12 protein-coding genes are annotated in these 12522 nt (G+C 68.0%); 4 read left to right on the top strand and 8 right to left on the bottom strand.

Going from position 1 to position 12522, the window contains the following annotated elements:
* Positions 1 to 22: 22 nt before the first annotated feature.
* Positions 23 to 979, bottom strand: coding sequence for an aldo/keto reductase (locus tag AC5QAB_RS17435; protein ID WP_329856815.1), 957 nt, complete (start codon positions 977 to 979; stop codon positions 23 to 25).
* 169 nt (positions 980 to 1148) lie between these two features.
* Here AC5QAB_RS17435 and AC5QAB_RS17430 point away from each other — a divergent pair, with 169 nt between their 5' ends.
* A complete protein-coding gene (locus AC5QAB_RS17430; RefSeq protein WP_495233518.1) occupies positions 1149 to 2006 on the top strand; it encodes a class I SAM-dependent methyltransferase in 858 nt (285 codons plus the stop codon).
* A 171-nt stretch (positions 2007 to 2177) separates the two neighbouring features.
* Positions 2178 to 2717, top strand: coding sequence for a pseudouridine synthase (locus AC5QAB_RS17425; protein WP_014648817.1), 540 nt, complete (start codon positions 2178 to 2180; stop codon positions 2715 to 2717).
* A 93-nt stretch (positions 2718 to 2810) separates the two neighbouring features.
* On the opposite strand, the gene AC5QAB_RS17420 is transcribed toward AC5QAB_RS17425, so the two are convergent.
* Positions 2811 to 3185: a hypothetical protein gene (locus tag AC5QAB_RS17420; protein ID WP_005411574.1), complete on the bottom strand. Its 375-nt coding sequence runs from the start codon at positions 3183 to 3185 to the stop codon at positions 2811 to 2813.
* Between the two features lie 199 nt (positions 3186 to 3384).
* On the bottom strand, positions 3385 to 5889 hold the full coding sequence (gene hrpB / locus AC5QAB_RS17415; RefSeq protein WP_046433145.1) for an ATP-dependent helicase HrpB: 2505 nt from the start codon (positions 5887 to 5889) through the stop codon (positions 3385 to 3387).
* 67 nt (positions 5890 to 5956) lie between these two features.
* On the opposite strand from hrpB, the gene AC5QAB_RS17410 reads away from it, so the two are divergent.
* Positions 5957 to 6754, top strand: coding sequence for a TatD family hydrolase (locus AC5QAB_RS17410; RefSeq protein WP_197561344.1), 798 nt, complete (start codon positions 5957 to 5959; stop codon positions 6752 to 6754).
* Between the two features lie 25 nt (positions 6755 to 6779).
* Here AC5QAB_RS17410 and AC5QAB_RS17405 read toward each other — a convergent pair whose 3' ends face one another.
* The 5 genes from AC5QAB_RS17405 to AC5QAB_RS17385 form a co-directional block, all read right to left on the bottom strand.
* Entirely contained in the window at positions 6780 to 7664 is an 885-nt protein-coding gene (locus AC5QAB_RS17405) for a Rossmann-fold NAD(P)-binding domain-containing protein (RefSeq protein ID WP_032961506.1), read from the bottom strand.
* Entirely contained in the window at positions 7661 to 8599 is a 939-nt protein-coding gene (gene panE, locus AC5QAB_RS17400) for a 2-dehydropantoate 2-reductase (protein WP_134966458.1), read from the bottom strand. Before panE ends, AC5QAB_RS17405 begins: the two co-directional genes overlap by 4 nt.
* Positions 8600 to 8786: 187 nt before the next feature.
* Positions 8787 to 9554 carry a hypothetical protein gene (locus AC5QAB_RS17395; RefSeq protein WP_197561345.1) on the bottom strand — a complete coding sequence of 256 codons (768 nt, stop codon included), beginning with the start codon at positions 9552 to 9554 and terminating at the stop codon, positions 8787 to 8789.
* Between the two features lie 354 nt (positions 9555 to 9908).
* Positions 9909 to 10700: an ABC transporter permease gene (locus AC5QAB_RS17390; RefSeq protein WP_014038898.1), complete on the bottom strand. Its 792-nt coding sequence runs from the start codon at positions 10698 to 10700 to the stop codon at positions 9909 to 9911.
* Positions 10697 to 11665, bottom strand: coding sequence for an ABC transporter ATP-binding protein (locus AC5QAB_RS17385; RefSeq protein ID WP_005411567.1), 969 nt, complete (start codon positions 11663 to 11665; stop codon positions 10697 to 10699). Before AC5QAB_RS17385 ends, AC5QAB_RS17390 begins: the two co-directional genes overlap by 4 nt.
* Before the next feature lie 84 nt (positions 11666 to 11749).
* Here AC5QAB_RS17385 and AC5QAB_RS17380 point away from each other — a divergent pair, with 84 nt between their 5' ends.
* A complete protein-coding gene (locus tag AC5QAB_RS17380) occupies positions 11750 to 12499 on the top strand; it encodes a ferredoxin--NADP reductase (RefSeq protein WP_014648809.1) in 750 nt (249 codons plus the stop codon).
* The last annotated feature ends 23 nt before the right edge of the window (positions 12500 to 12522 follow it).

Genomic DNA, 12522 nt, shown 5'->3' with positions numbered 1-12522 from the left:
CAGCGGCCGGCACTACCGGCCCTCACGCTTCCGCGCTGGCGGCATCCAGCTGCGCGACATCGTGCACGCTCAGCGACACGTTGGCCGCCGCCAGCAGATCGTGCAGCTGTTCGACGCTGGTGGCGCTGACGATCGGCGCGGTGATCGACGGCCGCGCGATCTGCCATGCCAGTGCGATCTGTGCGGCGCTGGCGTTGTGCTTGCTGGCCACGTCATCCAGCGCCTGCAGGATGCGCAGGCCGCGCGGGTTCAGATAGCGCTTCACCACCGTTTCGCCACGTGCCGGGCTCTTGGCCGCATCGGCCGGTGTGCGGTACTTGCCGCTGAGGAAGCCACTGGCCAGGGCGTAGTAGCCGATCACGCCGATCTGTTCGCGCTGCACCAGCGGTTCCAGCTCCTTCTCGTAGCCGGCACGGTCGTACAGGTTGTACTCCGGCTGCAGGGTTTCGTAACGCGGCAGCTTGTAGTCGGTGGACACCTTCAGCGCATCGGCCAGGCGCGTGGCGCTGTAGTTGGAGGCACCGATGGCGCGCACCTTGCCGGCTTCTATCAGGCGGCCGAACGCGGCCAGGGTCGCTTCCAGTGGCGTCGACTCATCATCCTCGTGGGCCTGGTACAGATCGATCACGTCGGTCTGCAGGCGGCGCAGCGAATCCTCGACCGCCGCATTGATGTTGTCCGGGGTCAGGCCGGGGCGTTCGGCCCATTTGGCCACCTTGGTCGCCAGCACCACCTTGTCGCGCTTTCCGCTGCGCGCGAACCATTTGCCGATCAGCGTTTCCGATTCGCCGCCGGTGTTGCCCGGCACCCAGGCCGAATACACATCGGCGGTGTCGACCAGGTTGAAGCCGGCGTCGACGAAGGCATCGAGCAGGGCGAAGCTGGCCTTCTCATCGGCGCTCCAGCCGAACACGTTGCCACCGAAGGCGAGCGGACGTGCATGCAGGCCGGAACGGCCCAGTTCGCGGGTTGCCGTCATGGGCACGGACTCCTTGGGGGAAGTGCTCCAGAATAAAACGCGTAGTGTGACCGTGCTGCGGCGGCGACCACAAAACAGTGTTCCGCGATACGCACGCGGCTAACGTTTTGTGAACACCTGGGGCGCCGCGGCTGCTAGTCTCGCCGCATCTTCCGCTGGAGTCGCTCCGATGATGCCTGCTTCGTCCCTGCGTGGTTGCCGCCTGCTGCTTGCTTCGGCCCTGCTTGCCGCTGTTCCCGCGTTTGCCGCACCGGCCACGGTCGCGCCGGCGAAGATCCAGGTGTCGCCGGTCATCGACGCGGCGGTGAAGGCGCCCACCCGCGATGCCAACAACGTCAAGCGCGACGGTTTCCGCCACCCGGCGCAGACGCTGTCGTTCTTCAAGGTGACGCCGGAAAAGACCGTCATCGAGATCACCCCTGGCAACGGGTGGTACTCGGAGATCCTGGCGCCGCTGCTGCACGACAAGGGCCACTACGTTGCTGCGGTGGTCGATCCGATGGCGGTGCCCGAAGGCCGCGGCCGTGACTACCAGCAGCGCAGCCGCGACAGCCTGGAAAAGAAGTACGCCGCTGCACCGGCACAGTTCGGCAAGACTGCCGTGGTCGCCTACGATCCGGCCAAGCCGGTGTTCGGCCCGGCCAGTTCAGCCGATGTGGTGCTGACCTTCCGCAACGTGCACAACTGGCGCAAGGCCGGCCAGGCGCAGGGTATGTTCCAGGGCTTCTTCAACGTGCTCAAGCCGGGCGGCGTGCTGGGCGTGGTCGAGCACCGCGCCAAGGCCGACGTGGCCGACGACGATGACACCGGCTATGTCGGCCAGCAGCAGGTGATCGCGATGGCCGAGGCCGCCGGCTTCAAGCTGGACGCGCGCAGTGAGGTCAACGCCAACCCGCGCGACACCAAGGACCACCCGAACGGCGTGTGGACGCTGCCGCCGACCAACCAGCACGACAAGGCCGATGATGCGAAGTACCAGGCGATCGGCGAAAGCGACCGCATGACCCTGCGCTTCATCAAGCCGTAAGAGGGGTGCCGGGCTGGCGCATGCTGACTCTGTAGAGCCGAGCCCATGCTCGGCTGCTGTTGCGTTCCGCCGTGCTGTGCGCGATGAGCCGAGCATGGGCTCGGCTCTACAGCCGAGTGGCGCGTGGCGCGGCATGGGACAATGCGCCACCCGCCGACTGCCGTGCCCGCAATGCTGATCGCCTTCAACAAGCCCTTCAACGTGCTCTGCCAGTTCACCGACCGCAGCGTACCGCCGCGACCGACGCTGGCCGGGTTCGGCCTGCCGCCGCGCGTGTATGCCGCCGGTCGCCTGGACCATGACAGCGAAGGCCTGCTGCTGCTGACGGATAACGGCACGCTGGCGCACACGTTGACCGACCCGAAGCACAAGGCCGACAAGACCTACTGGGTGCAGGTGGAAGGCACGCCCAGCGATGAGCAGCTGCAACGGTTGCGCGATGGGGTGGAGCTGAATGACGGGCCGACCTTGCCGGCGAAGATCGAGCGCCTCGATCCGGCGCCGTCGCTGTGGACACGCGATCCGCCGGTGCGCTTCCGCAAGACCGTGCCCGATGCCTGGCTGGCGATCACGATCCGCGAGGGCCGCAACCGCCAGGTGCGGCGGATGACCGCGGCAGTGAACCTGCCAACGCTGCGGCTGGTGCGGGTGGCGATGGGGCCCTACCGGCTGGACGACCTGCAGCCGGGGCAGTGGCGGCAGATCGGTTGAAACAGAAAGGGCCGGATACCTCGCGGCATCCGGCCCTCTCGTAGCTGGTAGGGTCAGAGCCCTTGCTGCGGAAGGGGTCTGACCCGGGCAGCTTCACGCGTCGCTGCCGATATCGCTGTGCTCGTCCACCACGGTGTCGTTGCGGCGGTCGCGTGCGTTGATGCGCTGCGCCTGCCCATTCACCACGTGGCCATTGGCAGCCTTCTTCTTCTGCTGCTTGCGGTACAGCGCATAGCCCAGCAGGCCGACGCCGACGGCAGCCGCGGCAATGGTCACGGCCGGGTTGCGGCGGGCGAACTTGGTGGCGACCTTGCCGCCGGTCTTCACTGCGCCGAGGGCGGCGCCGGTCTTGATCCAGTCCGCGTTGCGCAGGCTGCCACCGGCGCTCTTCAGGCCATCGCCGGCGGTGTGGGCCAGCTCCAGGGCGCGCTCCAGAGCGCGGTCGGTGATTACGGTCAGCTTGCTCATGCGGGGGTCCTTTGCCTCGGGTCGAAGTCCAGTGTCGCGTGTTGCCCGTAAACGGTATGTCAGTCGGGGACGCACGTGGTGTGACTTTACCGCAGCCATTCAGGATCAGGCAGGCTCCGCACCGGTAGTGCCGGCCGCTGGCCGGCAATGCTCTCCGCCTGGTGCCAGGGGGCTGTCGGCCAGCGGCCGGCACTACCAATCAGGTTCCGCGCGGCTTGGCCCGGTGCGTGGCCGTCGCCGTCCACGGATCATCCGGCCATGGGTGGCGCGGGTAACGGCCCTTCATCTCCTTTTTCACTTCGGCGTAGGTGCTTTCCCAGAAGTTGCGCAGATCCTGGGTGACCTGCAGCGGGCGGCCGCCGGGGGAAAGCAGGTGCAGGGTCAGCGGCACGCGGCCATCGGCGATGCGCGGCGTGTCGGCCAGGCCGAACAGTTCCTGCAGCTTCACCGCCAGCACCGGCGGCAGCGGATCGCCGCTCTCGCTGTCCAGCGCATAGGTGATCGGCCGCTCCAGTCCGGACGGCACGGTGATGCGGGTCGGCGCATGACGCTCGACCAACTGCCGTTGTGACCACTCCAGTGGCGATTTCAGCGCCTCGCCGAAGCTGGATTCATCCAGCGCATCCAGTCGCGTCCTGCCGGCGAACGCGGGCTGCAGCCATTGTGCGCGCGTGGCCAGCAGGGCATCGTCGCTGCAGTCGGGCAGGCCGAGCTCGGGCATCCAGCGCCGCAGCGATTCCACCCGTGCCTGCCACTGGCGCAGGCCCTCGGTCCACGGCAGCGCCTGCAGGCCGAGCTCGGCCACCGCATCGGTCAGCGCCTGCGCGGCGTGCTGCGGATCGACCCGGCCGGCCGAGCGGCTGTCCAGCACGATCCGGTCGAAACGGGTCTCGCGCAGCGCCACCAGGGCGCGTCGCTCGCTGTCCCAGCGCACCACGTCTTCGGTGACGAAGCGCTCCGGCCATGCCTTGCGCAGCTGGCCTTCATCCACCGGTGCGGCACGCAGCAGCAGCGCATCGCGCGCCTCGAAGCGCAGTTCGCTGGCCACCAGCCACGGCTCACCGCGCAGGTCACTCAGTTCGTGCAGGCGCGCGCTGCGGCCATTGGCCAGCAGGTAGCGCAGCGGATCGCCGGGATGCTGGAAACCGATCCGGTCGGGAAAGGCGTGTGCAAGCAGATCGCCCAGTTCGTGCGCCTCGATGCTGGCCGGCGGCGTAGCCTCGCAGCGCAGGCGGCGACGCCACTGCTTGGCGGCGGCATCAATGGCGGCCAGCCCGCTGCGGTTGGCATCGCCCGGCGCGCGGCCAGTGCGGAACGCGGCCAGTGCGCGCCAGCGGGCCGCCAGCGCGTCACCGCCCTGGCGCAGCGGGTCGCGCGCTTCCAGCAGGGCGGCCAGATCGGCGGCCAGCGCCTGCGCGCGGGCATCGGGCGCTGCCAGCAGCATCGCCGCCATCCGCGGGTGCGTACCCAGCGCCAGTACACGGCGCCCGAGTGCGGTGATCGCGCCCGAGTCCGACAGTGCACCCAGGCGTTGCAGCAGTTCGCGCGCCGCACCCATCGGGCCGGCCGGTGGCGGGTCGAGGAAGCGCAGGTCGCTGCTGCCCCACGCGGCCAGTTCCAGCGCCAGTCCGGCCAGTTCCACCTGGTCGATCTCCGCGCGGCGCTGCGGCTCCAGCCGCTGCGACTGCGGCCACAGCCGCCAGGCCACGCCCTCGGCCACGCGACCGGCACGGCCCGCGCGCTGGTCGGCCGACGCCTGCGCGATGGCCACCACGTCCAGCCGGGTGAAGCCGCTGTTGGGGTCGTAGCGCGGCTCGCGCGCCTGGCCGCTGTCGATCACCACGCGCACGCCGGGCAGGGTCACCGACGACTCGGCCACGTTGGTCGCCAGCACCACGCGACGGCGGCCATCGCTGGCGGCCTGCAACACGCGCGCCTGTTGTTCGACCGGCAGCTCGCCATGCAGCGCCAGCACCTCGACGTTGCCATCGAGTGACTCCTGCAGGCCGGCCTGGACGCGCGCGATCTCGCGCTGGCCGGGCAGGAACACCAGCAGGTCACCGGGGTGCTCGGCCAGTGCCTGCTGCACCGCGCGGCGCACCTGCAGTTCCAGGGCTTCATCGCGGCGCGCCGGGAAGTGGCTGATCGCCACCGGATAACTGCGGCCCTCGCTGCTCAGCCGCGGCGCATCGAGGAAGCGTGCCAGCCGCTCGCCGTCCAGCGTGGCCGACATCACCACCAGGCGCAGGTCGTCGCGCAGCTGCGCCTGCACGTCCAGCGCCAGCGCCAGGCCCAGATCCCCACTGAGATGGCGCTCGTGGAATTCATCGAACAGGATCGCGCCGACGGTTTCCAGCATCGGGTCGTCCTGCAGCATCCGGGTCAGGATGCCCTCGGTGACCACCTCGATGCGGGTGCGCGCGGATACCTTGTTCTCGAAGCGGATGCGGTAGCCGACCGTGCCGCCGACCTCCTCACCCAGCTGCCGTGCCATGAACAGCGCCGCGCTGCGCGCGGCGACCCGGCGTGGTTCCAGCAGGATGATCTTGCGGCCCTGCAGCCACGGCGCGTCGAGCAGCGCCAGCGGCACCTGGGTGGTCTTGCCGGCACCGGGCGGGGCCTCCAGCACCAGCCGTGGTTGCACGGCCAGCTGCTGCTGGATCTGCGGCAGCAGCGGGGAAATCGGGAAGAGCGGGGCGTTCATATGCAAAGGATAAGGGGCCACGGCAGGCGCAGGTACAATGCGCGGGCACTTTTCCCCCGCGATGACCATGCACCTGATCGATATCGGCGCCAACCTGACCCACGACTCCTTCGACCGCGACCGCGATGCCGTGCTGGACCGCGCGCGCCAGGCCGGCGTGGTGCAGATGGTCATCACCGGTGCCAGCCGCGAGCACTCGCCACTGGCCCTGCAGTTGGCCCAGCAGCACCCCGGCTTCCTGTACGCTACCGCCGGCGTGCACCCGCACCACGCGATGGAATACACCGAGGAATGCGATGCCGAAATGCGCGCGCTGCATGCCCACCCGGAAGTAGTGGCGGTGGGGGAGTGCGGGCTGGACTACTTCCGCGATTTCTCGCCGCGCCCGGCCCAGCACCGCGCGTTCGAGCGCCAGCTGCAGCTGGCCGCGGACAATGGCAAGCCCCTGTTCCTGCACCAGCGCGATGCGCATGCCGATTTCATGGCACAGATGAAGAACGTCGAAGGCCGCATCGGCCCGGCGGTGGTGCATTGCTTCACCGGTGAGCGTGACGAGCTGTTCGACTACCTGGACCAGGACTGGTACATCGGCATCACCGGCTGGCTGTGCGACGAGCGCCGTGGCGCGCACCTGCGCGAACTGGTGAAGAACATCCCGGCCAACCGCCTGATGATCGAGACCGACGCACCGTACCTGCTGCCGCGCACGCTGAAGCCGATGCCGAAGGACCGCCGCAACGAACCGATGTTTCTCTCGCACATCGTGGAAGAACTGGCGCGTGACCGTGGCGAGGACGTGGCAGTGACCGCCGCGAACGCAACGGCCGCGACGCGTACGTTCTTCCGCCTGCCCGGCGCAGGTTGATGGTAGTGCCGGCCAGCGGCCGGCACTACCGGAGCAGGTCGCGCAGGCCCTCACGGTAGCTGGGGAACCGCGGCGCCCACGCCAGTGCTTCACGCGTGCCACGGCTGTCGATGCGCTTGTTGCTCTGGTAGAAGCGTCGCAGGGTCGGGCTGAGTGCAGGGTCGTCCCATGCCACGGCAGGTGGCATCGCAAACCCGCCCAGCTGCGCGGCGAAGGCCAGTACCTCCTGCGGCGGTGCCGGCTCGTCATCGGCCGGCAGATACAGGCCATCCACGCACGGCCGCTGCATCGACGCGATAACGACCGTCACCAGGTCATCCACGTGCAGCCGGTTGAATAGCAGCCCGGGACGCACTACGTGGCGGGCACGTCCCTGCGCCAGCTGCAGCAGCGCATTGCGCCCCGGCCCGTACAGGCCGGGCAGGCGGAACACTGCCGATGCAATGCCGCGTTCTCCTGCAAGCGCTCGCCATTGCGCTTCGGCCCGCAGGCGCTGCACGCCGGCTGCTTCAGTGGCATCGGCTGCGCTGCGCTCGTCGACCCAGCCGCCGGCGCGGTCGGCATACACCGAGGTGGACGACAGATAGCCCACCCAGCGCAATGCCGGGCTGGCCCGCAGCGCGGGCAACAGCAGGCGCAGTGCAGGATCGCCATCGGCGTCGGGTGGCACGCTGCACAGTACGGCCTCGGCCTGCGCGATCTCATCGAGCAGGGCGGGCGATGGCGTGGCATCGGCACCCAGCGGATGGCGACGCAGACCATCGCGTGGTGCCGATGCGGGATCGCGTACCGTGCCGGCGACGTGTGCGCCCAATGCCTGCAGATGTCGGGCCAGCGCACAGCCACTCCAGCCCAGCCCGAGGATCAGCACCCGCGAGGGCGATGCACTGGCGGCGGAGATGATGCTCACGCGCCGCGCAGTGCCTGGTAGGCCTGCAGGCTGCTGTAGGCGACCTGCAGCAGCAGGGCTTCCTGGTCGGCCTTGCGCGCGCGGGCCAGCATGTCGCCGACGATCTGTTCGGCCTCCACCTGTTGGCCGGCTTCCAGGTCACGCAGCATCGATGCCTTCAGTGCCGAGCCGGCCTGGGTCAGGGTGCCGCGCGCGGTGTCCTGCGCGGCCTCGGGAACCGGTTCACCGGCGGCTTCGGCCACGGCCAGGCATTCGTCGTACAGGCCGCGCACGATCGCCTCGCCATCATCGGTGGCAACGATGGTGCCGATGTCGGCGCGCAGCAGGCAGGTCGCCGCCGCCAGCGCGGTAAGGAAGGTGTACTTGATCCATTGTTCCTGGCCGATGTGTTCGCTGGCCAGGTGATCAAGATGGGCCTGCGTGCAGACCGCAGCGAAGGCGCGCACGCGCGTCGAAGCCAGGCCGCCGTCGCGCTCGCCGAAGGTGAGCTTGGCCGGTTTGCCCAGGTGCAGCACCGCACCGTCGGGGGCCTTGGTGGCGCTGATGAAGCACAGGCCGCCAAGCACAGCGTCGCGGCCGAAGCGCGCGTCCAGTGCGTTGTAGTGATGCAGGCCGTTGAGGATCGGCAGCACGGTGGTGCCTGCGCCCACGGCCGGGGCAATGGCGTCGATCGAGCTGTCCAGGTCGTAGGCCTTGCAGCTGAGGATGACCAGGTCGAACGGCTTCTGCGCGGCCAATGCGGGCAGTGCATCAGCGGTGACATGCTGCACGGGGAAGCTGGCATCGCCGAGCGGGCTGCGGATGACCAGGCCGTCGCGATCCAGCTGGGCGGCGCGCGCGGGGCGCACGAGGAAGGTCACGTCCACACCGGCCTGGGCCAGGCGACCACCGAAGTAACCGCCGGTACCGCCGGCGCCGAGGATCAGGATGCGCATTGCACGTTCACCGTGTTCTGGGGAATCAGGATTTCGATTGTGCCGGAGATCGCGGCCAACGGCGGTGCCCCTCGTGGTGGTTCGCGGAAAGCACGGTTCAGCGGGGTTGGCCGGGTGCGGCCACCACGGAAAACAGATCAGGAGCGGAAGCGGGCCGCTCGCTGCGCGAGCGCGTGTAGAACCGCGCTCAGGGCAGCTGTTCGCTGAAGCCTTCGGTGTATCCCAATAGAAGCGTGGTGCGGGAGGACAGCGTTGCAGCCAGTTGTGACCAGGTGGCGTGCGTTCCGGCAGCGTAGACGCGCTGCAGGTCCGCGACCAGAGCGTCCGCTTCCGCAGGCGACGGCGCGCTGTCACGCTGGAAGCCCAGCCACGATGCGCCAAGCCCGAACAGGCGGTAGTCGTAATGCTCTTGCAGGTGCCGGATCAGGGCGTGGTTCTGGAAGATGTTCCAGTCCGCGCTGAAGTAGCCGTTGGGCAGGGCGGCGATCAACAGGTCGTCACGATCCACGGGCACCTGTTGCACGCAGACCACCTCGTCGACGATGAGATCCGGTGCGGCATTGGCCGCGACCAATGCCTCGATGTCTGCGTCATTGCACATCAGCGTGCCCGCCAGCGTGCTCCATTCCAGCCGATGCGTCGAATGCTCAAGCTGCGCGACCACATGCGCCAGCAACCGCCCGCGTGCCGCCAACGCATCGTCGGGGGTTGCCGGGTCTTCGTCCTCGTAGAGCGCGATACGCGCGTCGTCTGACGCGTGCATGCTGGTGTAGCGGCACTGGCCGGCATCATCGAGCGTGCACAGGTAGCGATACCGGGGATCAGCCGCGTGCCGCGAGGCCAGGTATTCCAGCACCTCATCCAGCGTGGGTGAATCGCCCAGCAACGCATGGCTGAAGGCATCGATGGGGCCGTCCGACACGGCTTTGTCCAGCGCAATGGAAGTGATCTTCATCGCCACAGCCTAGCTGCAATCCCGAACGAGAAAAGCGGAACATCGGCTTTGCCGTGAAAGCTCCATCCACGCATGGCGTCGATCCATCGTGTCGACCAAGGTCGACACCTACCAGCAGCAGCGCAGAACGACATCCCGGCAGATCGCCGGAATTTGTCGAAGGCGGGGTGGGTCCGATTGCGGGGGTGTCTGCGGCATGGATGCCGCGGCCAAGCCCCCAGGGATGGGTTTACGGCGTCCCCCGCAATCGGACCCACCCCGCCATCCCCGGATAGTCAGCTTTTGCCGTTGCCGTTGCCGTTGAAGTTGACGTTGATTCGGCGGGTGCAGGGCCGCAGGCCCTGCAGGCCACCCTTAGCTGCGCATGCCCACGCCACGGCGCAGCAGCCACAGCGCCAGCGCCGTCAGCGCCACCACGAAGCCGATCATCAACCCATAGGCCACCGGCAGCGGCACATCGCTGCTGCCCAGCAGGCCATAGCGGAACGCATTGACCATGTAGAAGATCGGGTTCGCGTGCGTGGCCGCTTCGGCCCAGCCCGGCAGCAGCTTCACCGAATAGAACACGCCACCCAGGTAGGTCAGCGGGGTCAGGATGAAGGTCGGCACGATCGCCACGTCGTCGAACTTCTTCGCATACACCGCATTGATGAAACCGGCCAGCGAGAAGATCGTCGCGCCCAGGATCACCGTGGTCAGCATCACCAGCGGGTGCGGAATGCGCACCGGGGTGAAGAACATCGCGATGATCAGCACGATCACGCCCACCATCAGGCCGCGCAGCACGGCGCCGGCCACGTAGCCCCACAGGATCACCCAGTTCGGCATCGGGCTGACCAGCAGCTCTTCCACGTGGCGGCCGAACTTGGCACCGAAGAACGAGGAACTGATGTTGCCGTAGCTGTTCTGGATCACGCTCATCATCACCAGGCCCGGCACGATGAACTGCATGTACGTGTAGCCGCCCATGTCACCCACGCGCGATCCGATCAGGTTGCCGAAGATCAGGAAGTACAGGGTCATGGTGATCGCCGGCGGCACCAGGGTCTGGCCCCAGATGCGCATGATGCGGGCGACTTCGCGGCGCACGATGGTCATCAGTGCGATGCGGTTGCGCTGGCCGTCGGTCAGCTCGGTGGTGCTCATGCAGGCTTCTCCAGGTTGCCGGTGAGGCGCACGAACAGCTCCTCCAGGCGGTTGCTCTTGGTACGCATCGAACGCACGCGGATACCGGCCTCGTTGAGCGTGGCGAACACGCGGTTGAGGTCCATTGCGCGCGGCATGTCGATGTCCAGCGTGTGCGGGTCCGGCGCGGTCAGGGTCGCGCCCTCGATCACCGGCAGCTGCGCCGGCAGGTCACCGTCGATGTCCAGCAGGAAGCCCTCCACGTCCAGCTTGGCCAGCAGGGTGCGCATCGGCCCCTGCTCGACGATCTGGCCATGGTTGATGATCGCCAGGTGGCGGCACAGGTACTCGGCTTCTTCCAGATAGTGCGTGGTGAGGATGATCGTGGTGCCGGCAGCGTTGATCTCCTTCAGCACGCGCCACATGTCGCGGCGGATCTCGATGTCCACGCCGGCGGTCGGCTCATCCAGGATCAGCAGGCGTGGGCGGGTCATCATTGCGCGGGCGATCATCAGCCGGCGCTTCATGCCGCCGGACAGCGTGCGGCTCATCACCTGCGCCTTTTCCCACAGGTGGGCCCGCTTCAGTTCCTCTTCGGCGCGCTGCTCCGCTTCCTCGCGCGGCACGCCGTAGAAGCCGGCGTAGTTCACCAGGATGTCGAAGGGCTTTTCGAACAGGTTGAAGTTGATTTCCTGCGGCACCAGCCCGATCAGGCGCATGGTGGCGCTGCGGTTGCGCACCAGGTCGCTGCCGAACACCTCCACCTGGCCCTCGCTGAGGTTGACCAGGGAGCTGATGATGCCGATCAGGGTCGACTTGCCGGCACCGTTGGGGCCCAGCAGGGCGAAGAAGTCGCCCGGGGCCACTTCCAGGGAAACCCCCTTCAGGGCCTGGGTGCCGTTGTCGTAGGTCTTGCGCAGGTCGCGCACGCGCAGGGCGGGCGCCGTATCGTTCTGGGATGCCAAGCTCGAAGCCTTCGCGCCCATGGGCTGGCGCTGGAGAGGGGCGGGGAGGGGCTATTATAGAAGACCCCGAGGGCTTGCCCCGGCTACACACTGTCCCGAAAAGTCGTGCCTGTTCAATTCCCCCTCAAGCTGGTCGGCCGCCGCATGCTGGCCCCGACCGTCGGCCACTACCAGTTCGTGCGTGACGATGGGCAGCCGCTGGATTTCCAGCCCGGCCAGTTCATCCAGGTCCATTTCAGCTACGCCGATGGCACCGAAACCAAGCGCAGCTACTCGCTGGCGACCATTCACGACCACGCACTGGGCCCGGGCGAGGCGGTGGATATCGCGGTCAGCTTCGTGCCCGGTGGCGCCGCCACCGCGCTGTTCGAGGCGCTGGAGCACGGCGGCCAGATCAGTGCGTCCGGCCCCTACGGCCGCTTCTGCCTGAATCCCGGTGACCACAATGCCCGCTACCTGCTGATCGCCACCGGTACCGGCGTTACCCCGTACCGCTCGATGCTGCCGCTGCTGGAAAAGGCCATGGCCGAACGTGGTGCGCAGATCGTGCTGCTGCAGGGCGCGCGCAGCCCGGGCGAGCTGCTGTACAGCGAGGACTTCTACAGCTTCGCCGAAAAACACCCGAACTTCCGCTATGTTCCGTGCCTGTCGCGCGAACTGCCCGCCGATCCGCATCCGGACGTGCAGCACGGTTACGTGCAGCAGGCGCTGGCCGGTTTCACGCCGGACCCGGCCACGGACATCGCCTACCTGTGCGGCAACCCGGACATGGTCGATGCCTGCGCCGAGCTGCTGAAGGCCGCCGGCCTGGGCAACCCGCAGATCCGCCGCGAGAAGTACGTCAGCAGCAAATAGGTCCGGCTGGTGCCGGCCGCTGG

The organism is Stenotrophomonas sp. YJH_SMC_127 (genome assembly GCF_059372445.1).
Note: the sequence above shows the minus strand (reverse complement) of the source record. Positions and strands in the feature narration are given on the sequence as shown.

Coding starts and splice junctions, on each gene's coding strand:
- AC5QAB_RS17435 (WP_329856815.1), bottom strand. CDS start 979: ATGACGGCAACCCGCGAACTGGGCCGTTCCGGCCTGCATGCACGTCCG.
- AC5QAB_RS17430 (WP_495233518.1), top strand. CDS start 1,149: ATGATGCCTGCTTCGTCCCTGCGTGGTTGCCGCCTGCTGCTTGCTTCG.
- AC5QAB_RS17425 (WP_014648817.1), top strand. CDS start 2,178: ATGCTGATCGCCTTCAACAAGCCCTTCAACGTGCTCTGCCAGTTCACC.
- AC5QAB_RS17420 (WP_005411574.1), bottom strand. CDS start 3,185: ATGAGCAAGCTGACCGTAATCACCGACCGCGCTCTGGAGCGCGCCCTG.
- hrpB (WP_046433145.1), bottom strand. CDS start 5,889: ATGAACGCCCCGCTCTTCCCGATTTCCCCGCTGCTGCCGCAGATCCAG.
- AC5QAB_RS17410 (WP_197561344.1), top strand. CDS start 5,957: ATGCACCTGATCGATATCGGCGCCAACCTGACCCACGACTCCTTCGAC.
- panE (WP_134966458.1), bottom strand. CDS start 8,599: ATGCGCATCCTGATCCTCGGCGCCGGCGGTACCGGCGGTTACTTCGGT.
- AC5QAB_RS17395 (WP_197561345.1), bottom strand. CDS start 9,554: ATGAAGATCACTTCCATTGCGCTGGACAAAGCCGTGTCGGACGGCCCC.
- AC5QAB_RS17390 (WP_014038898.1), bottom strand. CDS start 10,700: ATGAGCACCACCGAGCTGACCGACGGCCAGCGCAACCGCATCGCACTG.
- AC5QAB_RS17385 (WP_005411567.1), bottom strand. CDS start 11,665: ATGGGCGCGAAGGCTTCGAGCTTGGCATCCCAGAACGATACGGCGCCC.